This is a genomic window from Halomonas sp. IOP_14 (genome assembly GCF_021021315.1).
Classification (GTDB): domain Bacteria; phylum Pseudomonadota; class Gammaproteobacteria; order Pseudomonadales; family Halomonadaceae; genus Vreelandella; species Vreelandella titanicae.
This window is the reverse complement of the sequence record NZ_JAINWD010000035.1, coordinates 1-20,896: the sequence shown is the minus strand read 5'-3', so window position 1 is coordinate 20,896 and position 20,896 is coordinate 1. Positions and strand designations below refer to the sequence as shown.

Here is a 20,896-nt window from a genome sequence, read left to right as displayed (position 1 = left end):
GGGTTCATGACGGCAATATTGCAGGCACACAGTTGCCCTAGAAATATACGAAAAAACATATATGATGGAATCATCAAGCTATTAAGACCCAATCCGAGTAAACCGCGATGATCTCACTGACTGATTTTTCCGACCTGAATGATCTGCCTAATATAGACGCTGAATTCTTTGAACCGCCCAGCAGCGAACGGCTGAGGATTCCACATAGCACTGAACACGCACCTAAAATATTGCTGCTATACGGCTCTCTGCGTGAGCGCTCTTTCAGCCGGTTAGCGGTTGAGGAAGCCGCACATTTACTCAATGCCATGGGCGCAGAAACAAGAATCTTTGACCCCAGGGGGCTGCCGTTACCGGATGCAGAAGATGCCAGCCACCCCAAAGTCGATGAGCTACGCCAATTGGCCCAATGGGCAGAAGGGATGGTGTGGTGCTCCCCCGAACGTCACGGCGCAATGACCGGCATTATGAAGGCGCAAATAGATTGGATCCCCCTTGCCCTGGGTGGCGTCCGCCCTACTCAGGGCAAAACCTTGGCGGTAATGCAGGTCTGCGGCGGTTCGCAGTCCTTCAATACGGTCAATCAGCTACGCATCTTGGGGCGTTGGATGCGTATGCTGACGATTCCCAATCAGTCCTCGATACCCAAAGCCTTTATGGAGTTTGATGATAAAGACCGGATGAAGCCTTCACCGTTTTATGACCGTATCGTGGATGTCATGGAAGAGCTGGTGAAATTCACTCTACTAGTGCGTGATCGCAGTGACGTGCTGACGGATCGTTATTCGGAGCGCAAAGAGAGCGCCGAAGAAGTCTCAAAGCGGGTTAATCAACGCGCCATCTAATCAGGAGCTTCACATGCCAGCACTGCAAGACAACGCCTCACCCTCTACCGCCGAAGGCATGGGAATTTTTGAGCGCTACCTCACGCTATGGGTAGCACTCGCCATTGTGGTAGGCATCTTAATTGGGCAATTTATCCCAGCAGTACCGGAAACACTGTCACGCTTTGAAGTGGCGCAAGTGTCGATTCCAGTGGCGATACTTATCTGGGCAATGATTTTCCCCATGATGGCGCAAATTGACTTCACCTCGCTGCTGGGCGTGCGTCGGCAGCCAAAAGGTCTGATCATCACTACATCAGTGAACTGGTTGATCAAACCTTTCACTATGTTCGCCATCTCCTGGCTATTCCTGATGGTGATCTTTCGACCGTTTATTCCCGCCGAGCTAGCCAGCCAGTATTTAGCCGGTGCAATTCTGCTGGGCGCCGCGCCGTGTACCGCCATGGTGTTTGTGTGGAGCTACCTGACCCGCGGCGATGCCGCCTACACTCTGGTGCAAGTGGCGCTTAATGATCTAATTATGCTGTTCGCGTTTGCTCCTATCGTGGTCTTCCTACTGGGCATTTCCAATATTCAGGTGCCCTGGGACACCGTCGCACTATCAGTGATCCTATATATAGTGATTCCCCTGGCGGCGGGCTATATCACCCGGCAGAGCTTGATTAAAAAACGCGGCGCCGAATGGTACGACAATGTCTTTATGAAGCGCGTTGGCCCGATCACGCCGATTGGTTTGATCATTACCCTAGTGCTGCTGTTTGCCTTCCAGGGCGAGGTCATTCTGAATAATCCGCTGCATATCGTGCTGATCGCGATCCCGCTGATTATTCAGACCTTTTTGATCTTCTTTATTGCCTATGGCTGGGCTAAGGCCTGGAAGTTGCCGCACAATATTGCCGCCCCGGGGGCGATGATCGGCGCCAGCAACTTCTTTGAACTGGCGGTGGCAGCGGCTATCGCACTGTTTGGCTTACAGTCGGGCGCTGCGCTAGCCACTGTTGTCGGCGTATTGGTCGAAGTACCGCTGATGCTCGCGCTGGTAAGAATTGCAAACAAGACCCGCCATCATTTTCCGGCTACTGTTAATCATTAAATTTTGAGCTAGGTCACCAGGTCATCATGCCTGTAGCCATCCCAAGCATTGGGCTCAATAACGATTGGATAGGCCATGGGTAATGTGATTGATATAGATAGCAAAGCACTAGACTTTATCAAGCAGCGAGGCGGCATCCTTACCGTACGCCTTTCCCCAAGACATGGCTGCTGCGGTGGGCTTGCCAAGGTCGCCATTGCCGAGGCAAACCCACCCGCAGACTCTTCGCTTTACCAATGCCATCGCTACCAAAATATAACGCTGTTCATTGACCCGGCGCTTATAGGGCAAGGGTTAAGCTTAAACGTTGAGGGATGGTGGAAGCTTCGCCACCTGTATATGGAGGGTTCACCCTTGTTACAGCCTTAGCTAAGAAGACGGTAACAAGGGTTAATGGTACGCGCGGCTTTACGTACATGAGCATTTACGCGTGAGCGCTATCAATGGATTGCTGCAAATCGGCCAGCAGATCGTCGGCCTTTTCAATCCCGACCGACAAGCGCAGCAAATCCAGCGGAACTGGCGAGTCAGAACCTTCAATACTGGCACGGTGCTCAATCAAACTTTCTACACCGCCTAACGAAGTAGCCCGACACCAGAGCTGCGTTTTAGCGGCAACTGCAATAGCGGCTTTTTCTCCACCGGCTAAACGAATAGACAACATACCGCCGAAACCACTGCTCATTTGCTTTTGAGCCACGTCGTGGCCGGAAAAACTTTTTAAACCGGGGTATAACACCTCAATTACATGCGGATGCTGCTCCAGCTGTCCAGCAATATATAACGCACTTTGACAGCTTTCCCGCACCCGTAAAAACAAGGTTCGCATTCCACGTAGTAATTGAGCTGCATCAGTTGGGCCAGGAACTGCACCAGATTGGGCGCGAATGGCAACCAGACGCTGCCAGAAGGCGTTATCTTCCCGTGCAGCCAATACTCCGGAAATAACATCAGAGTGGCCGTTGAGGTATTTGGTGGCTGAATGCATCACGATATCAGCACCAAGGTTCAACGGTTTTGTTAGCAATGGTGTAGCAACAGTAGAGTCAACAGCAAGCAGGGCTCTGCAGTCTTTTGCTAAATCAGCTACTGCAGCAATATCGGTAACGGTCCAGAGCGGATTGCCAGGCGTTTCAAGCCAAATAAGTGTGGGTGCTTTTTCATCAATGGCAAGGCGTAATTCGTCCAGATTTGTAGTGTCCACAAAACGAACATTCAGCCCGCTATCGACACCAAAGGTCTGCAGCCATTTACGCAACGCCCAGTACATCACTTTAGGAGCGATGACTGAATCGCCGGGCTTTAACGCCTGAAAAACAGTTGTTGCCGCTGCCATACCCGAGGCGAATAAACGGGCATCAACCGCATTTTCCAGCTCTGCCAAGAGTATTTCTGCAGGTCGGTACGTTGGGTTGTCAGCTCTGGAATACACTCGACCGCTGCGATATTGATTATCGCTGTCTCGAAGGTAAGTCGTTGATGTATATACTGGCGGGATGATTACTCCATATTCGTGCTCAAGGTGACTACCGCCCTGAGCAAGGAGTGATTGAGACGAAAAAGGATGGTCTGTCATATAAACTCTCGCTTAAGTAAGCTCAATGCAAGATATATCACATATACCATAAACCAATCCAATTCATACAGATCGGACAGTGGAAACTACGTCGCCTTTATATAGACGCCTCGCCCTTATAGTCGAAGCACACGAATACACAGAAGCTCAAATCCCGCTCGCGGGCCATGGGCACCACAAGGATAGCGGTCAAGTAATAGCTGGAGGCCCAGGCAAGAGTTTGTGCACTGCCTAAAGTGAGCGTTAAACCCAGTCTGGGCGAAGCGCGGATCATGCGACTTGCTTAGGCAACGCCAGCGCCATCAATGCGCTGGCAGCCACTAAGGCGGCGGATACCCACAGGCAGGCGCTCAGCCCATATGCCATATATAGCCAGCCCGACAGTAGCGTGCCCACTAAACGCCCCATGGCATTGGCCATATAATAGAAACCAACATCCATGGAGACGCCGTCAGCGCGGGCATAATGCACAATCAAGTAACTGTGCCAGCTGGAGTTAATCGCAAACAATACGCCAAAGGCGAGCAAACCGACGACTAACCAGCCTACCTGCGCCAAGGGCAGCATCGCCAACAAAATCGCCAGCACGCCCAATGCCGCCGCCCAGCCGGCGGTAAGTGCCCGCGCATCGCCTTTGATCAGCCGGGTTAATTTAGGTGCTTGGGTTTGCACCCCGCCATAACCGATCACCCATACCGCTAACAGCCCACCCACTGTCCAGTGTGTCCAGCCGTGCTGATCGTATAAAAACACCGGCAGCGCTACCACAAACCACACATCCCGTGCCGAAAACAGGCAAAAGCGCGCCGCGGAGAGCACGTTAATCGCACGTGATTTTGAGAAGATTTCGGAGAACTTGGGCTTTACTTTTTGGCGGCCTAAATCCGCCTTAAGCCTCAACAGTGAAAGCAGTAACACGCCGCCAAGCATTACCGCCATCACCAACACTGCGGCCTGGAAGCCAATCAACGTTAGCAGCAACCCGCCAACAAAAAAGCCTAGCCCCTTTAACGCGTTTTTAGAGCCGGTCAGCATCGCCACCCACCGGTAGAGTGAACTATTGGCGTTAGCACTCTCTTTTGGCACCAGCACTTTAACGGCGCTTTTAGCGCTCATTTTGTTGAGGTCTTTAGCGATCCCCGACAGCGCCTGAGCAGCCATCACCCAAGCAACTGTCAGCAGGCTAGCGGGCACCATCAGCATAGCAAGCGCAATAATTTGCAGCCCAAGCCCCACATTCATGGTGCGGTTGAGACCCAACCGCGCGCCCAACCAGCCACCTACCAGGTTAGTCACCACACCAAAAGCTTCGTAAAACAGAAACAGCATGGCGATTTCTAACGGCGAGTAACCCAGTTGATGGAAGTGCATGACCACCAGCATACGCAGCGCGCCGTCGGTTACCGTGAACGCCCAGTAGTTGCCGGTAATCAGCATATATTGGCGCACCTCGAAAGGTAGCGCCTTTACCCGCTTTAACAACGATAAATCAGCCACGGCCCACCTGCTCACCGACTACCTGCCCACTACCTACCATCAGGGCCAACTCGGCCGTGCGGTTGGCGTAGCCCCACTCGTTGTCGTACCAGGCATAGAGTTTTAGCTGGGTGCCATTGATCACCATGGTGGAGAGCGCATCAATGATCGAGCTGCGCGGGTCGGTGCGGTAATCAATCGACACTAGCGGGCGCTCTTCATAGCCCAAAATACCGGCAAGCTCGCCATCAGCCGCTGCTTTTAGCGCCTGATTGATCTCTTCGACGGTCACTTCGCGCTCAAGCTCGAACACCATATCGGTAAGCGAAGCGTTAGCCAGCGGCACACGAATCGCGTGACCGTTTAGCTTGCCTTCCAGTTCGGGGAAAATAGCAGTGATGGCTTTGGCCGAGCCGGTGGTGGTGGGGATTAAGCTCATGCCGCAAGCCCGGGCGCGGCGCAGGTCTTTATGCGGGGCATCTAAAATGGTTTGAGTGTTGGTGATGTCGTGCACCGTGGTCATCGAGCCATGGCGGATACCAAAGGTTTCCTGAATGACTTTGACTACCGGTGCCAGGCAGTTGGTGGTGCAACTGGCAGCGGTAACGATCTTATGTTGAGCAGGATCGTAAAGGTGGTCGTTCACCCCCACCACCACATTAAGCACGTTCGCCTCTTTCATAGGCGCACTCACCACCACACGACCGACGCCTTGATCAATGTACGCCTGCAGTTTATCGGTGGTTTTCATTACGCCCGAGCACTCGATCACGATATCGCAGTTCGACCAATCGCTATCGGCAATTGCTTTATTAGCGCTAAAGACGACAGTTTTTCCATCGAGAACGATAGCGTCATCGGTTGCCAAGATACCCTTCCCTGGTGTCCAGCGCCCGTGAACTGAATCAAACTCCAGCAGGTGGGCAAAGGTTGCCGCATCGCCGCCCGGGTCGTTAATGCGTGTTATTGCTACCGCGCCAGCGTCTACCTGCCCCCACAAACTGCGCAATGCCAAACGCCCAATCCGCCCAAAGCCGTTAATGCCAATACGTAGTGCCATGAGTGCCTCCTAAGCTAACGGTTACACAATCTATTAAGAGAAAGCATAACGGCTATATACGTTAAAACATATATAAACACTTAAAAAAACGCCTACTAACAAACAGGCCCACCACCGTGTAGTAGGCCTGCGTAGTAAGTATTAATTAGCAAGCATTAATTAACCATAACGACCAGAGATATAGTCCTCGGTCTTCTTCTGTGCCGGGGTTGAGAACATCACTTTGGTGTCGTTGTACTCAATGATTTCCCCCAGGTGGAAGAACGCCGTGTAGTCCGCCACCCGCGCCGCCTGCTGCATATTATGCGTCACGGTAATGATGGTGAATTTCTCTTTCAGCTTGTCCATCAGGTCTTCGATGGTGGCGGTGGAAATAGGATCAAGCGCTGAGGTTGGCTCATCCATCAAAATCACATCAGGCTGAACAGCAATAGCGCGGGCAATACACAACCGCTGTTGCTGACCACCGGACAGAGAGGTGCCTGGCTCATGCAGCTTGTCTTTCACCTCGTTCCACAACCCAGCGTCACGCAGCGCTTTTTCAACCAATTCTTCCTGCTCGGCTTTACGGCTGACCAAGTCGTGCATGCGTGGTGCGTAAGCGATATTTTCAAAGATCGACTTAGGAAACGGATTAGGCTTTTGGAAAACCATGCCCACCCGGCGACGGAGCGCCACTTCATCCATTTTAGGTGCGTTAACGTCCAACCCGTCCATCTCGACCAGGCCTTCGGTGCGTACGCTAGGAATCAGGTCGTTCATACGATTCAAGCAGCGTAAGAACGTCGACTTACCACACCCCGAAGGGCCAATCAGCGCCGTCACATTTTTCTGAAAAAGATCAATATTTAGATTCTTCAGCGCTTGGTTTTTGCCATACCACAGATTCAAATCGCGAACCCGGAAACTCAGGTCGTGGCACGCAGCTTCATTTCGTGTATAGGGTTGCCCAACCGCAGGTGTCTGCTGGCCGTTCATTACAGTTGCATGGCTATTCATAGAAATGTCCTCTATAACGCACTGGCCTACCAGCGACGCTCAAATTTCTTACGCATCACAACGGCAAAAGCGTTGAGTGAGATGAGTATGGTGAGTAGCACCAAAATACCGCCAGCAGTTTTTTCCACAAACGCCTGCTCAGGTTCACCAGCCCAGGTGAATATTTGCGCAGGCATCACTGTTGCCGCGTTGGTAAAGGAAACGCCCACATCGGGGATAAAGGCCACCATCCCTACAATAATCAGCGGCGCCGTTTCACCCATCGCTTGCGCCAGGCCGATAATAGAACCTGTCATAATACCCGGCATTGCTAAGGGTAGAACGTGATCCCGCACTACCTGCCAGCGTGAACAGCCCACCCCAAAGCCTGCGTGACGGATGGATTCAGGCACGCTACGCAGTGCGGTACGTGTCGAAATAATGATCACTGGCAGCGTCATCAATGCCAGCGTCATACCGCCCACTAATGGAGACGACCGCGGCACCCCGAAAAAGTTAATAAAGATCGCAAGACCCAGCAGACCAAATAGAATCGACGGGATCGCCGCTAGGTTATTGATGTTAATTTCAATAATCTGGGTTAAGCGGTTATCCGGCGCAAACTCTTCAAGATAAATAGCTGTCATCACGCCGATCGGGAAAGATATCGCCAGGGTGACGATCATGGTCATAATGGTGCCGACCACTGCCGATAAAATGCCCGCGTTCTCGGCAATTTTTGAATCACCCGAGCCAAAGAAAGTGGTATTAAAGCGTAGATCCACCTGTCCAGATTCGACTCGGGCATCAAGGGCTTCCTGCTCCTCGTCACTCAAGCGATGCCGGTGTCCCTTCAAGTATTGATCGACATCACTATTCGCTAATACCCACTCCGCTTTACTGGTGCCGATCATGTCAGGATTGTTGCGCAACTCTAATGGAATTGTACGCACCGCCGTACGGCTAATTAACGGCAACAGCTCTTCATCAAACGCCCGCCGCCCATCGGTTTCGGCTTCTTGTGTGTAGCTAATCTCGGTTTGTATATAGGCCTGCTGGAAAGCGGGTAGACCTTTACTCAGCATATCGGCAAAAAACAGCACCAGAAAAAGGCCCGCGAGACCTAACGATCCCATGGTTATCCATTTAAGGCGGGTAGACTTTCGGTGACGCCGCTTAAGCTGCTGGCTGATTTCGTCAAAAGAGTGGCTCATCGAAACAGTTCCTCGGCGTTACAGGTTATTCACGCGGTATTTTTCACGGAAACGACGGATCATCAATACTGACACCAAGTTGAGTGCGAGTGTGATCACGAAGAGCACGAGTCCAAGGGCAAAAGCTGATAATGTTTCGGCACTTTCAAACTCTTGGTCGCCGGTGAGCGCCGCCACGATACGCACAGTCACCGTGGTCATATCTTCCAGCGGATTAGCGGTTAAATTAGGCCGCATACCCGCCGCCATAACCACGATCATGGTTTCACCCATGGCACGAGACATACCCAAGAGCGACGCTGAGATAATCCCCGGCATGGCAGCGGGCACTACCACATCACGAATCGTTTCCCCTTTGGTCATACCGAGTGCCAGCGACCCCTGGCGCATGCTATCGGGCACCGAATTGATCACATCATCAGATAGCGATGAGATAAACGGAATGATCATAATACCCATCACAATGCCGGGTGCCAGCGCATTGTTATAAGACGCATCGAGCCCCAGAAAACCGGCAATATTGACAATGATCGGCGCCACGGTGATGGCGGCAAAAAAGCCATAAACGACGGTAGGAATACCTGCCAATACTTCTAACACCGGCTTGGCGACGGTACGCACTTTGCGCGGTGCAAATTCAGACATATAAATCGCTGAAAGCAAACCGATAGGCACCGCCACCAGCATAGCGATGGCGGTAATCATAAAGGTGCCAGCAAACAGCGGTACCGAGCCAAACTCAGCGCCGCTACCATCACCGCGACCCGCGGATGCTAAAAAGCTCGCGCCTGGATTCCAAGTGGTGCCGGTAATGAACTCCCAGAAGCTGTGCATTTGGAAAAAGCGCAGCGCCTCGGAAATAATCGAAATTAAAATACCAAAGGTCGTCAAAATGGAGATTAACGCTGCCCCAGCCAGGGTCATGCGAATGACCCGCTCAATGGCTTGACGGGCATGAAAATCGGGTTTTACTTGATTAAGACTCACCAGTAGCCCGATGGCTGCTATCACTAAGCTCGCCGCCAGCAGATAAAGCGTAGGAATGTCGGCGCCCATTAGAAGCAAAACGAAAGCGCCCAAGGCACTCACTACCACGGCTGGCCCGGCGGTGGAGAGTACTGTAAACCAAGCGTATTGGTCAGGCTGGGCGAACATCGCCGTACCCGCGCTACGTAACCGAGTGGCTTTTGAACGGCCAGCAAAAAAAGCCAGCAGCCCCAGCAGCAATAATGCACTGCAAAAAATCAGAAGAAGCTGGTTGGTCTGCATCGCATCTCTCTCACGTGGTCACCGGTTAAGAAACCTATCAACAATAACGGGTCGGCAGCTTGCGCTGCCGACCACTTTTAATCTGACCTACCAACTTACTTAAGAACGTCTGCTGTCATTGAAGTGCGATCTGCAACAGCCTGGCGCCACTCTTCGCGCTCTTCTTCTGGCAGAACGATCAAGCCGATATCACGCAAGTAGCCATCATCGCCAATCATCATTTCGCTCATAAACATATCGACGTAATCGTACATCGGCGGGACGTCTTCAGCGTGCTGGTTCTTCACGTAGAACCACAGTGAACGCGCGATAGGATAGTCACCGGAGCTGATCGCCTCAGCCTCAGGATCGACGCCATCAATACTGGCAGCGCTGATCGTGTCAGTATTCTCTTCAAGGAAAGAGTAGCCGAAGATACCAAAGGCACCGGTGTCTTCTGAAAGGCGCTGAACGATCAGGTTGTCGTTTTCACCGGCATCGATGTAAACACCGTCAGAACGAATATCGGTGTAGCCTTCATCGCCGTAAACATCCATACCCTCAGACGCAGATTCCATTACCAGCTCTTCAAAAGCATCGCGGGTACCCGAAGTTGTCGGCGGCCCATAAATGGAGATTTCACGGTCTGGCAGCGAAGAATCGATCTCGCTCCAGTTGGTGTAGGGGTTTTCAACTAACTCGCCATCAACCGGCACCATGGCAGCTACCGCCATGAAGATCTGTTCGCGGGTTAAAGCAATGTCATCGTTTTCGCTTGATTGACCCAATACGATGCCGTCAGAACCGATTTTAGCCTCGGTGATATCGGTAACGCCGTTCTCTTCACAACGCTCAAACTCAGACACTTTCATGCGACGAGAAGCGTTAGTAATGTCGGGTGTGCCTTCACCAACACCATTACAGAACAGACGCAAACCGCCGCCCGAACCAGTCGATTCAATAACAGGCGTCGGGTTACCAGTAGTCGCACCGAACTCTTCCGTTACGTAGCTGGCAAACGGGTAAACGGTACTGGAACCAACGATTCGGATTTGATCACGGGCTTGAGCAACACCGGCAACGCTCATTACAGCAGCCGCGATAACGGTGGTTTTTAGAATACGGTTCATGCGAAATACTCCTGTTCATGTAGGGATCTGGCCTTCGCAAGGCATACCTTGCACTGGTTCCATGACAACTTCATGACAGCGAGCAAAACGTAGAAAATTTTTCGTTACATAGAGGCAACCCGACCTTACATCACCACAAAAGTCCTAGCGCCGCGAGGGTGCATAACGCCAGCGAGGCACCTTGCAGCATGCGTCGGTCTAAACGGTGGGCTACGGTATCTGCCAAGGCGTTACCTATTAATACTGCAGGTAGGAAGGTAAGCGCGACCTGGAAATGCCAAAGCTGAATCTGGTCAGCCAAGGCAAGGGTGATTAAGGTCAATAGAGAGGTCAAAATGAAAAAGGCGGCTAGATTGCCGCGCACACGATCAGTGGGTAAGCCGTGCATCAGCAGCACGATGGGTGGGCCACCAATAGCCGCAACGGTGCCAAAAATGCCAGAGAGCACCCCAGCGCCAAACAGCGTTATTCGGTTTACCGGCAACTGAAAGCGGCACAAGGTGACGAGTACCGCAAACAGGACGATGACCGCAATCAGCTTTTCTAACACAGACATGGGGGCGGCGAGTAGCAGCCAAATACCCAGCGCATTGCCGGGAAGGCGCCCCACTAGCGCCATGCCAATGGAATCCAGGCGCACCTCGTGCCAGTAATGACGCACCATCATCAGGGAGACGGTAAATCCGAACAGTACCAGAGTGACCGGCACCAGACGAGGCTCTAGCATCAACAGTAGCGGTGCGCCAATAATGGCCAAACCAAAGCCGGTAGCGCGCTGCACAAAAGCACCCATTAACAGTACGGCGGAGCAAGCTAACCAAGTGCTCATCGGCATATTGACCCAAGCCAGCATGCTATCCATTCAACTTACCCATTCAAACTATCCATATGCTCTATCCATACGCCCTATCCATTTGAAAACTATTCATCCGCAGCAGGTGCTTTAGTCAGTTTGCGCACACCGATATTGCCTAGCAACGCAGCGCCCAGCATGGTGAGTACCATGGGCCAAAGATGCTCTACCTCGAACAGCCCTACCATCACTCCCGCGAGGGCGCCGCAGGTAAACTGGATCCCGCCCAGTAGCGCCGTTGCCGTGGCGCTGATATGGCCAAAATGATCCAGTAACGACGAGATCGCGTTGGGTGTAATCAGCCCGATCATACCGGTAAACAGCATAATCAACGGCACCACGATCACTAGCGACGCGATGTCCAGGGCGGTCACCGCTACCAACCCAAGCGCGGCCACCAGTTGTATAAGCAACCCTAAACGCAAATTCTGCTGAGGAGTGCGCTTGCGGAGCAGATGAATATTGACCCGATTAGAGAGCGCAATAACGACCACGTTGACCCCAAACACTAGCGGATAAGTGCCGGGCGAGAGGCCAAAATAGTCGAGATAAAGAAACGGCGAAGCGGTCACAAAGGCAAACAGGCCCGCAAAGGAAGCCGCTACCGCACAGATATAGCCCATGCCTTCACGATGCTTAAGCACGCTGGCGTAGTTGCGTATTACCTGCCGTGGTGAAGCTGCCGGCAGCGACATATCGCGGGTTTCAGGTAACCGCGTTCCTAGCAGCCAGAGCAAAAAGCCTGCGTAAACGGCTAAGAACACAAAAATCAGCCACCAGCCGGCCACGTGCAGTAGCAAACTGCCCACTGCAGGCGCCACCAGCGGCGCCAGCATCATAATCATTGCCATGGTGGACATCACTTTGGCGGCCTCACGCCCGCTAAAGCAGTCGCGCACAATCGCCGCCGAGTTGACCACGCAGGCCCCGCCTCCCAGCGCTTGAATAAACCGCCAAGCCAGCAGCGTGGGCAAACTGTTCGCCATCGTAATAGCAAGACTTGCCAGCATAAACACCACCAATCCGCCCAACAGCACAGGCTTTCTACCCATCCGATCCGAAAGCGGCCCAAAGCATAGCTGGCCCAATGCAAAGCCGAACAAGAATACGCTGATGGAGAGTTCAGTACGGTGAATACTGGCGCCAATGCTTTCAGCAATGATACCCATGGCAGGCAAATAAGCGTCGATAGCAAAGGGTGCCAGCGCCGTATTGGCGGCAACCAACAGTGCTACCCGGCGAGGATTAAGATCCATGGGTCTCCTTAAGGCGATAATGTACGCACTGGAATAGATAGGCCGCTAATCATAGCTGATTTTAAGGCCTTTGTCGGGATTGGAGACTATCGGTAGATAGCCCTTGGGAGAGGCCAGGGGCTTATCAAGGAGAGGGGAGCTTAGTGATGCGTAGTGGCGTCTTGCGACTCAAGCATGTCAACCAGTGGCTGAAACTGCTCACGGTTATGCTCGTTCATATGCATTAAAATACGGTGGGCTTCCAGGATACGATCGCGCAGTCCCTCTTCGTCTGCCGGCTCTTGGGGCAGCTCTTCAAGCTCATTGTTGAGCGTACTCGTCTGTTGTAGCGGCGCTTCCATCAGCGTGAAGAAACGCGCAAAGCCCATCACGTCCAACATCTGCCGTACATCAGGATTATCGACAATAATCGTCGGCGGCTGCTCCAGGCGCCCTTTCACCGCCATCGCGACCTTGGCCAAAAAACCAAGCGCCGTCGAATCGACATTGGTGGCTTCACGCAGGTCAATCAATACGGCACGCAACCCCGGCGTCTCGGCAAGACGCTGGGCTTGAGTATCCAGCGTGGCGCAGAGCGTCAAACGCACATCACCACACAGTTTTAGAATAAAAACACCAGAATCGAACGCCGCTTTAATGCGGCCCTCTTCAATCAGCATGACCAAATCCGCTCACCATCATGATTGTTAGATCATCGGGTAAAGCATCGCGCTCTTGGTTGGCATCAAACTCTGCATCCCCTTCGGCAAGGAGTGCATTCGTTTCTGCTAGCCGGTCGCGCAACTGCTCAAGCGTTACACTCTCGCTTACTAATTGCTCAAGCTCCTTGAGCCGCGTGTCGAGCGTTTTACCCGGCAAGCATTCCAATACTCCATCTGAGCAGAGCCATAGACGAAATTTATTCGGCAATGCACAACTCAGCGAAGGATACTCCACATCGGGGAAAAGGCCTACCGGCATTCCCTCGCCTTCTAAACGGCGTAGCTCTCCTTCTGCTGCCAACAGGGGCATGGGAAGCTGCGCGCCGAGCGAATAGTGAAGAGTATGCGCCTCGTGGTCAATAACACCGACAAATAAGGTGGCATGTTTACCAATATCGGTGCCCTGCAGCTCGCGGTTCATCGCCTTTAACCAATCAGGCGGCAGATTTTCCGGATGCTGGCCATCCCACTCACTCAGCCAGCGGTTGCATAAATATTTGAGCAGCACGGTAACAAATGCCGACGAGGCACCATGCCCCGATACATCGGCGAAATAGAAGGCACTGTAGCGCTCGTTATAGCGTTGGTAATCGAGAAAATCACCAGACAAATAGAGCGAAGGAGCAAATACGTAGTCGTAATACACCCCGTTAATCACCTTGGGCCGCAGCGGTAACAAACGCCGCTGGATATGCCCTCCACTCTGCTGATCCATCCGCAGCAGCGCGAGATGGGTCTCTAGGCTCTCGTTTAACTCCGCCAGCCGCGCATGGTCACGCTCGCGCTCCAGCGCCAAATCGTTGAGCTTAATGGCCTTACGGATCATTCGTCGCAACAGCTCGGCGTGTCGCAGCGGATGGACAATATAGTCCACCAGCCCCACATCAATCGCTTTGATCAAGTCGGCGTCCTGACGCGAGTCACTGACTACCAGTGTCGGTAGGCGTCGCGTTAGGTGTGTCCATTGCTGCCGCGGAACTGCCCGAGCATGGGCAACAATGAGCGCCGTGTCAGCAGGCAAATGCGCGATATCCTCAGCGGCAAACACCCACATGCCATCGCAGGTAATCGCTTCAGCCAGCGCATCACGTTCACGACCAGGTTCGTCGATCACCGCGATCAACTGCTTAGAATGATCCATCATAAGCCTCAATCGGTGACTTCGTTGTCACCAAAGTCACTATCATCCTGACCGCTGTCATCAAAATCGCTGTCATCAAAGTCGAAGGTTTCGCTGGCAAAGGGGTCATCACCCAATTCTCCATCGCTCACCTCAAATTGGCGGTTCTGCAAGTAAGCGTCACGAATAAAACGGTAGCGATCACCACGAATTAATTCTTCCTGGTCAAGCAAACCCGCTCGAATATCGATCGCTTTGAGTGCGGTAAGGCCTACTCGAACAATATCGTCTTCTGCATAATTAACGGGGTTCGTTGCCATGTTCGCGGGCATACCGGTGGTATCCCGCAGCGTGCTGGGGCCAAAGAAAGGCAGCACCAGATAACGCGAATCTTCCCACCCCCACACCGCTAACGTTTGGCCAAAATCTTCTTCATCCGCAGTAATTTCCATTAGGGTGGCATAATCTAACAGTCCGCCAATGCCTACCGTGGAGTTAATTAAAAAACGTGACGTGGCGAGGCCCGCGTTTGACGGTTTGCCCTGCAGCACGCTGTTAAGCGCAGTACGCACTTCACCTAAGTTGGAGAAAAAATTACCTACGCCCGTTTCTACCGGGTCGGGGGTAATAGCACGATAGCCTGTTGCCACCGGCTTGAGCGCGTAGCGATCCAACACATCGTTAAACGCAAACACTTTGCGGTTAAAGCCTTCCCAAGGGTCTTCGGGAGCAGTATTTTCCGCCATTTGCGTACTGGCACAGCCTCCGGTTGCGAGTAACGTCACCAGTAGTAGTGGCAACCCTTTGCTACGCAGCGAAAGCGCAGGCTGCGCGTTATTAAACCACTGCCACATGACATTTTCCTTTTTCAATTCCCTTGCACCTTATACAGACATCTACAAACGACGAATAACCACACTGCCCGCGCTATAACCTGCTCCAAAGGAGCAAATCACGCCAATATCGCCCTCCACAAGCGCCTCGCGATGGAGGTGAAAGGCGATTATAGAACCCGCTGAACTGGTGTTGGCGTAACGATCCAAAATAATCGGCGCCTGTGTTTCACTCGGGTCATAGCCCAATACTTTGCGGGCAATCAAATCGTTCATATGCCGGTTAGCCTGGTGTAGCCACATGCGCTTCAGATCGCCACCGGCCAACTCTAAGGAGGCCAAATGATCGGTGATCAATTTAGCCACCATCGGGCAAACTTCTCTAAACACCCGACGCCCTTCCTGCACAAACAGCTTATCCAAGGCGAGTGGGTCACTGTCCGTTACGCGGTTAAGGAACCCTGCATTATTACGGATCGCGTTGGAAAACTGGGTAACCAGACGCGTGCCAAGAATTTCAAACTGCTCATCGGCCACCGCAATAGCGCTATTTTCTAGTACCACAGCGGTACAAGCATCGCCGAAAATGAAGTGGCTGTCACGGTCTCGAAAGTTGAGGTGCGCCGAGCAAATTTCCGGATTGACCACCAGGGCACGCTTCACACTGCCGGAGGCTATGGCGTTGGCAGCCGTTTCCAAAGCAAACGTCGCTGAACTACAGGCCACATTCATATCGAACCCGTAACCACTTGTGCCCAAGGCCTGCTGCACCTCGACCGCCATAGCGGGGTAGGCACGCTCCAGGTTTGAGCAGGCCACGATCACCAGCTCGATGTCAGCAGCTTCTACCTTGGCAGCGGCCAGCGCCTGCCGCGCGGCAGCGGTCGCCATCTCGCACTGAATAGAGGGTTCGTCATTGCCCCGCTGCGGAAGTTTAGGCCGCATACGCTGTGGGTCAAGGATCCCAGCTGCATCGAGCACATAGCGGCTCTTAATACCGGAGGCTTTTTCGATAAATTCGCTGCTTGAATGTGCCAGCGGTTCGCGCTCGCCGCGCGCAATGGCTCCGGCATGCTGTTCATTCTCGCTGTCTACCCAAGCATTAAATGCCGCCACCAGGGCCGCATTATCAATGGCGTGTTCCGGTGTATAGAGACCTGTACCGGTAATCACCACATGTGTCATGCCAATCTCCTCTAAGCGGCTTGCCGACGTGACCGGCCATCAATGTAGCGTGCGACTTACGGCGAACCCATCACGTTACTGTGTGCGTAAAATAGCGGTTTTTCCAGCAACTTTTTTCAACCCCTAGCTAAACGCTAGTGATCTCTTGCCAGCGTTTTTCCAATCGTTTTACCGACACCACCATGTTAGTCCCCAACTGCTGTGCAAATAGCGATACTCTAAGCTCCTGCAGCCACCAGCCAAAAGCGACCAATTCAGGATCTTCCACCCTTCCGCGTCGCTCGCTTTCGCGGCGGGCATCAAAGCGGGCCTCTAATGCCTGGACATCTTGCATCATCATTTGATCGCGACCGCGCTCACGGGCGGCTTTTTCAAGCCGAATGAGCGCCGCCTCGGTGTAGCGCGGGTATTCGTCCAGCCAAGCGCCCGCATCGCGAATAAAGCCTGGATAGACCAGACGCTGCATCTGCGCGCTAACATCGCTATACACCAGCGCCAGAGCAAAATTAAGCTTCCCTTTGAGCACCTTACTGACCGCCAGATGCCCTTTTAGCGCGGCCTCTACGCGTACCAGCAGTGCTTTCGCTTCGTCTACAAGCTGACCCTGAGTAGCGTTTAGTCGCTGGCTAAACTCGCCTTCCGAGCGCGGCAGGGGGTGCTGAGCAATCACCTGGGCAAACACCGCAAGCAGCAGATCGTCGATCAAAGCTTGTTTACTACCCACTTTGGCGAACAGTAGCGCGCACTTCTCAACACCCGGCAGTTGTTTAATCGCTTTAACCTGTTCAGGTAGCTTGGCAATTGCCAGCCGAGCGATGCCCTCCTGGTGGGCAGCGTCAGCTTTTGCAGGGTGATCAAACAACGCCACCTTGAACTCGCTGGCGTCAAGACCGCTGGTTTTCGCAATCCTGCTTTCAGCGACCAGGGCAGGATACGCCTCTACGCGAATACCTGCCTGGGTGGTAACGCGCGAAGCGGGCAGCGGCGTCTTGGGTAGCCCGGCCACAGCGGGCTCTTGGCTAACCTGTTCAGCCAGTGCCTGGGCGCCTGCGCTGGCTGCCGCTTCAAAGCGCTGCTCTAAAGCACGCAGATCGCGCCCCTGCCCTAAGGTTTCGCCCGCGTGATCGACCACGCGAATATTCATGATCAGATGCGGTTCGAGCACGTCGAGGCGCCAGTCGTCGGGATGCACCCGCGTCGATGTACGGCGGCGAATGAACTCCCCCAAGGCCTCGGTTAACGGGCGCTGATCGGGCACCAGGGTTTCCAGCGCCGCATCCACCCAATCAGGAATCGGCACCACCTGGCGGCGGATGCTTTTCGGCAGTGACTTCAGAAGCGCAATACACTTTTCACGCAGCAGCCCAGGTACCAACCACTCCAGAGCATGCACCGGCACCTGGGGCAACATTGCAGCGGGAACGGTCAGGGTAACACCGTCATCCTCGGCTTCGGGGTCAAAGTGGTAGCTTACCGGATACGCGACGCCCGCCAGAATCAAATGATCAGGATACTGCGCCTGGGTAACGTCCTCCGCGTCGCGCGCTTTAAGTGAATCAATATCGAAATGCAGTAATTGTGGCTCTTGCTGCTCGGCCTGCTTGCGCCAGTGCTCAAAGCCCTTGCCGTTGACTATCTCCGCCGGGATCCGCTGGTCGTAAAAGTCATAGAGCGTGTCTTCATCGACCAGAATATCTCGCCGCCGAGCGCGATCTTCCAGCGCTTCGACTTCGTCGATCAACGCGCGGTTATGAGCAAAGAAGGCACCTTTGGTGTGAAATTCCCCTTCCACCAGCGCACGGCGAATAAACAGCTCCCGGGACTCCTGGGGCGCGATTGGCCCGTAATGTACCTTGCGCCGCGCCACAATCGGCAGACCAAACAGCGTGACCTGTTCAAAGGCCACTACCTGGGCGCGCTTCATTTCCCAATGCGGTTCGCTGTAGCTGCGTTTAACCAGGTGCTGCGCCTGGGGTTCAATCCACTGGGGATCGATTTTGGCCACGGTGCGGGCAAACAGCTTGGAGGTTTCCACCATCTCGAACGCCATGATCCACTTGGGCGACTTCTTGGCCAACCCTGAGCCTGGATGAATTATAAACTTGCGATTGCGGGCGCCGAGATACTCGCGGTTCTCCACCAACGTCCCCAGATTAGAGAGCAGCCCCGAGAGTAGCGCCTGATGCACCTTGCCCGACGTTTTACGCCGCGTTTGACGCGCCTGTTCTTCGCTCTCGTCTTCATTACGGGGCGGCGGCGCGGGCACGTCGATATCCATATCGCGCAGCAGTTGGCGCAGTTGGCGGAAGGTGTCGTGCCATTCGCGCATGCGCAGGTAGTTGATGTAGTGCTCGCGGCACCAGCGGCGCAGTTGATTACCTGAAAGCGCCTCACGGGCATTCTCAATGCCGTGCCAAAGGTTCAGCAAGGCGACAAAATCGGAATCCGGATCATGCCAGCGCAGGTGAGCTTGGTCGGCCGCTTGGCGCTTATCCGCCGGTCGGTCGCGGGGGTCTTGGATGGCTAGCGCCGAGACGACGATCAGCACATCGCGAAGGCTGCCGAATTCGGCACCCGCCAACACCATTCGCGCCAAGCGCGGGTCAATCGGCAGCCGCGCCAGCTTACGCCCAAGCGGAGAAAGGCGCTGCTTGTCGTCCACCGCCCCCAGCTCGAACAGCAGTCGAAAGCCGTCTTTAACAAAGCGGCTATCCGGTGGATCAACAAACGGAAAGGCCTCGATATCGCCGAGCTTGAGCCCCAGCATCGAGAGAATCACCGAGGCAAGGTTGGTGCGCTGGATTTCAGGGTCAGTAAAGCCGGGCCGGGATAGAAAATCCTCTTCGCTGTAGAGGCGAATGCACACGCCTTCGGCAATCCGCCCACAGCGCCCTTTACGCTGGTTGGCACTGGCCTGGCTAACCGCTTCTACCGGCAGTCGCTGGATCTTGGAACGGTAGCTATAGCGGCTGATACGCACGAGGCCGGGGTCGATCACGTAGCGAATACCGGGTACGGTCAGCGACGTTTCCGCGACGTTGGTGGCGAGTACAATGCGCCGACCGCGGTGCGGCGCAAACACGCGGTTCTGCTCTTCGTTGGAGAGCCTCGCGTAGAGCGGCAGAATTTCAGTGCCTTTCAGCTCGGCGCGGCGCAGGGTATCGGCGGTTTCACGAATTTCGCGCTCACCAGGTAAAAACACCAGCACATCGCGAGGGCCATGCAACCAGCCTTTTTCGCGCTCAACGGCTTCAATCTCTTCCACCGCGTGCAGAATACCCTCTTGCAGCGTGCGGTCTTCTTCATCGTCCTCGTCGCGTACCAGCGGCCGGTAGTGCACTTCAACGGGGTAGGTACGCCCGGTGACTTCCACCACCGGTGCAGGCGCCTTGGCGGTGCCGAAGTGATTGGCAAAGCGCTCTACGTCGATAGTCGCCGAGGTAATGATGACTTTTAGATCGGGCCGCTTGGGGAGCAAACGTTTGAGGTAGCCGAGTAGAAAGTCGATATTCAGGCTGCGCTCGTGGGCTTCATCAATAATGATGGTGTCGTAACGCAGCAGCAGCGGATCATGCTGAGTCTCGGCCAGCAAAATCCCGTCGGTCATCAGTTTGACCAGGGTCGTCGGGCTGCTCTGGTCGGTGAAGCGCACCTGATAGCCCACCTGCTCACCCAAAGAGACTTCCAGCTCTTCCGCCAGGCGACTGGCGACACTGCGGGCGGCTAGGCGGCGTGGCTGAGTGTGACCAATTAAGCCACGGCGGCCTCGGCCCAGTTCCAAACACATTTTAGGCAGCTGGGTGGTTTTGCCTGAGCCGGTCTCCCCCGCCACCACCACGACCTGATGATCGCGGATGGCGTTGACAATATCCTCCCGGCGTTCGACCACCGGCAATTCTGGCGGGTAATTGAAGGCGACCTTTTGGCTTTCGCGCTGACTGAGCTGCTGCTGGGCACGACCAAGCTCGCGCTGCACCTCGTCCAAGCCACGGCTAATCGGTTTGCTATCACGTAGGCGACGGTTTAAACCAGCCAGCCGGCGCTCCAGCCGCTCTGCATCGCGCAGCATCACATCGCCCGCGGCCTGTTTCAGCGACGCAAGACGTTGACTATCGGTGGGGGCTGGGGATGTGTCGGTGGTCACGATTGAGTCGGCTTCCATTCGCTTGGGCATTTAACAAGAGATATTAGTAAGAGTTATAAAAAATCAACCCGCTCAATTGAGCGGGTCGTATAGTGTAACGCTTTCAGCTCCGCGACGCCTAACCACAAAGCAAGCAGGAAGCGGGCGAGCCCAGGTTTCCACAAGGGCGCTGTGAACCCATCCG

Annotated in this window: 17 protein-coding genes; 3 read left to right on the top strand and 14 right to left on the bottom strand. The window is 54.0% G+C overall.

Annotated elements, in window-relative coordinates; genetic code table 11:
* The first annotated feature begins 107 nt into the window (after window positions 1-107).
* The 3 genes from arsH (at window position 108) to K7H09_RS18805 (ending at window position 2,307) form a co-directional block, all read left to right on the top strand.
* A complete protein-coding gene (arsH, locus tag K7H09_RS18815) occupies window positions 108-845 on the top strand; it encodes an arsenical resistance protein ArsH (protein WP_009288028.1) in 738 nt (245 codons plus the stop codon).
* A gap of 13 nt (window positions 846-858) precedes the next feature.
* Window positions 859-1,938 (top strand): ACR3 family arsenite efflux transporter, encoded by a 1,080-nt coding sequence (gene arsB / locus K7H09_RS18810; RefSeq protein WP_041159217.1) that lies wholly within the window; start codon window positions 859-861, stop codon window positions 1,936-1,938.
* 75 nt (window positions 1,939-2,013) lie between these two features.
* Window positions 2,014-2,307, top strand: a complete 294-nt coding sequence (locus K7H09_RS18805) for a CC/Se motif family (seleno)protein (protein ID WP_022522929.1) — start codon at window positions 2,014-2,016, stop codon at window positions 2,305-2,307.
* Window positions 2,308-2,362: 55 nt separating this feature from the next.
* On the opposite strand, the gene K7H09_RS18800 is transcribed toward K7H09_RS18805, so the two are convergent.
* The 14 genes from K7H09_RS18800 to hrpA all read right to left on the bottom strand — a co-directional run bounded on the left by K7H09_RS18800 (window position 2,363) and on the right by hrpA (window position 20,730).
* Window positions 2,363-3,514 carry a trans-sulfuration enzyme family protein gene (locus K7H09_RS18800; protein WP_009288026.1) on the bottom strand — a complete coding sequence of 384 codons (1,152 nt, stop codon included), beginning with the start codon at window positions 3,512-3,514 and terminating at the stop codon, window positions 2,363-2,365.
* Window positions 3,515-3,784: 270 nt separating this feature from the next.
* Window positions 3,785-4,951: an organoarsenical effux MFS transporter ArsJ gene (gene arsJ, locus K7H09_RS18795; protein ID WP_230805501.1), complete on the bottom strand. Its 1,167-nt coding sequence runs from the start codon at window positions 4,949-4,951 to the stop codon at window positions 3,785-3,787.
* 52 nt (window positions 4,952-5,003) lie between these two features.
* Window positions 5,004-6,050, bottom strand: a complete 1,047-nt coding sequence (locus K7H09_RS18790) for an ArsJ-associated glyceraldehyde-3-phosphate dehydrogenase (RefSeq protein WP_041159215.1) — start codon at window positions 6,048-6,050, stop codon at window positions 5,004-5,006.
* Window positions 6,051-6,209: 159 nt separating this feature from the next.
* Complete coding sequence (pstB, locus tag K7H09_RS18785) at window positions 6,210-7,049, bottom strand: phosphate ABC transporter ATP-binding protein PstB (RefSeq protein WP_009288023.1); 840 nt, start codon at window positions 7,047-7,049, stop codon at window positions 6,210-6,212.
* A 26-nt stretch (window positions 7,050-7,075) separates the two neighbouring features.
* Window positions 7,076-8,242, bottom strand: a complete 1,167-nt coding sequence (pstA, locus tag K7H09_RS18780; protein ID WP_009288022.1) for a phosphate ABC transporter permease PstA — start codon at window positions 8,240-8,242, stop codon at window positions 7,076-7,078.
* 18 nt (window positions 8,243-8,260) lie between these two features.
* Window positions 8,261-9,511: a phosphate ABC transporter permease subunit PstC gene (gene pstC, locus K7H09_RS18775; RefSeq protein ID WP_009288021.1), complete on the bottom strand. Its 1,251-nt coding sequence runs from the start codon at window positions 9,509-9,511 to the stop codon at window positions 8,261-8,263.
* 95 nt (window positions 9,512-9,606) lie between these two features.
* On the bottom strand, window positions 9,607-10,620 hold the full coding sequence (locus tag K7H09_RS18770; RefSeq protein ID WP_009288020.1) for a PstS family phosphate ABC transporter substrate-binding protein: 1,014 nt from the start codon (window positions 10,618-10,620) through the stop codon (window positions 9,607-9,609).
* Window positions 10,621-10,750: 130 nt separating this feature from the next.
* Window positions 10,751-11,482 (bottom strand): sulfite exporter TauE/SafE family protein, encoded by a 732-nt coding sequence (locus K7H09_RS18765; RefSeq protein ID WP_052475727.1) that lies wholly within the window; start codon window positions 11,480-11,482, stop codon window positions 10,751-10,753.
* A gap of 59 nt (window positions 11,483-11,541) precedes the next feature.
* Complete coding sequence (locus K7H09_RS18760) at window positions 11,542-12,729, bottom strand: multidrug effflux MFS transporter (RefSeq protein WP_009288019.1); 1,188 nt, start codon at window positions 12,727-12,729, stop codon at window positions 11,542-11,544.
* Between the two features lie 140 nt (window positions 12,730-12,869).
* The gene (locus tag K7H09_RS18755) at window positions 12,870-13,388 is read right to left on the bottom strand and encodes an STAS domain-containing protein (protein WP_022522924.1); all 519 of its coding nucleotides are present in this window, start codon (window positions 13,386-13,388) and stop codon (window positions 12,870-12,872) included.
* Window positions 13,378-14,571 (bottom strand): PP2C family protein-serine/threonine phosphatase, encoded by a 1,194-nt coding sequence (locus K7H09_RS18750; protein WP_027958456.1) that lies wholly within the window; start codon window positions 14,569-14,571, stop codon window positions 13,378-13,380. The genes K7H09_RS18755 and K7H09_RS18750 overlap by 11 nt, the downstream gene beginning before the upstream one ends.
* 8 nt (window positions 14,572-14,579) lie before the next feature.
* Complete coding sequence (locus tag K7H09_RS18745; protein WP_035537982.1) at window positions 14,580-15,404, bottom strand: MlaA family lipoprotein; 825 nt, start codon at window positions 15,402-15,404, stop codon at window positions 14,580-14,582.
* A 42-nt stretch (window positions 15,405-15,446) separates the two neighbouring features.
* Window positions 15,447-16,568, bottom strand: a complete 1,122-nt coding sequence (locus tag K7H09_RS18740; protein ID WP_027958455.1) for a beta-ketoacyl-ACP synthase III — start codon at window positions 16,566-16,568, stop codon at window positions 15,447-15,449.
* A 127-nt stretch (window positions 16,569-16,695) separates the two neighbouring features.
* The gene (gene hrpA / locus K7H09_RS18735) at window positions 16,696-20,730 is read right to left on the bottom strand and encodes an ATP-dependent RNA helicase HrpA (protein ID WP_230805495.1); all 4,035 of its coding nucleotides are present in this window, start codon (window positions 20,728-20,730) and stop codon (window positions 16,696-16,698) included.
* Window positions 20,731-20,896: the final 166 nt, after the last annotated feature.

What these genes read in the sequence shown, in the direction of transcription:
- arsH (WP_009288028.1), top strand. Translation starts at nt 108, where the DNA reads ATGATCTCACTGACTGATTTTTCCGACCTGAATGATCTGCCTAATATA.
- arsB (WP_041159217.1), top strand. Translation starts at nt 859, where the DNA reads ATGCCAGCACTGCAAGACAACGCCTCACCCTCTACCGCCGAAGGCATG.
- K7H09_RS18805 (WP_022522929.1), top strand. Translation starts at nt 2,014, where the DNA reads ATGGGTAATGTGATTGATATAGATAGCAAAGCACTAGACTTTATCAAG.
- K7H09_RS18800 (WP_009288026.1), bottom strand. Translation starts at nt 3,514, where the DNA reads ATGACAGACCATCCTTTTTCGTCTCAATCACTCCTTGCTCAGGGCGGT.
- arsJ (WP_230805501.1), bottom strand. Translation starts at nt 4,951, where the DNA reads ATGCTGATTACCGGCAACTACTGGGCGTTCACGGTAACCGACGGCGCG.
- K7H09_RS18790 (WP_041159215.1), bottom strand. Translation starts at nt 6,050, where the DNA reads ATGGCACTACGTATTGGCATTAACGGCTTTGGGCGGATTGGGCGTTTG.
- pstB (WP_009288023.1), bottom strand. Translation starts at nt 7,049, where the DNA reads ATGAATAGCCATGCAACTGTAATGAACGGCCAGCAGACACCTGCGGTT.
- pstA (WP_009288022.1), bottom strand. Translation starts at nt 8,242, where the DNA reads ATGAGCCACTCTTTTGACGAAATCAGCCAGCAGCTTAAGCGGCGTCAC.
- pstC (WP_009288021.1), bottom strand. Translation starts at nt 9,511, where the DNA reads ATGCAGACCAACCAGCTTCTTCTGATTTTTTGCAGTGCATTATTGCTG.
- K7H09_RS18770 (WP_009288020.1), bottom strand. Translation starts at nt 10,620, where the DNA reads ATGAACCGTATTCTAAAAACCACCGTTATCGCGGCTGCTGTAATGAGC.
- K7H09_RS18765 (WP_052475727.1), bottom strand. Translation starts at nt 11,482, where the DNA reads ATGGATAGCATGCTGGCTTGGGTCAATATGCCGATGAGCACTTGGTTA.
- K7H09_RS18760 (WP_009288019.1), bottom strand. Translation starts at nt 12,729, where the DNA reads ATGGATCTTAATCCTCGCCGGGTAGCACTGTTGGTTGCCGCCAATACG.
- K7H09_RS18755 (WP_022522924.1), bottom strand. Translation starts at nt 13,388, where the DNA reads ATGCTGATTGAAGAGGGCCGCATTAAAGCGGCGTTCGATTCTGGTGTT.
- K7H09_RS18750 (WP_027958456.1), bottom strand. Translation starts at nt 14,571, where the DNA reads ATGGATCATTCTAAGCAGTTGATCGCGGTGATCGACGAACCTGGTCGT.
- K7H09_RS18745 (WP_035537982.1), bottom strand. Translation starts at nt 15,404, where the DNA reads ATGTGGCAGTGGTTTAATAACGCGCAGCCTGCGCTTTCGCTGCGTAGC.
- K7H09_RS18740 (WP_027958455.1), bottom strand. Translation starts at nt 16,568, where the DNA reads ATGACACATGTGGTGATTACCGGTACAGGTCTCTATACACCGGAACAC.
- hrpA (WP_230805495.1), bottom strand. Translation starts at nt 20,730, where the DNA reads ATGGAAGCCGACTCAATCGTGACCACCGACACATCCCCAGCCCCCACC.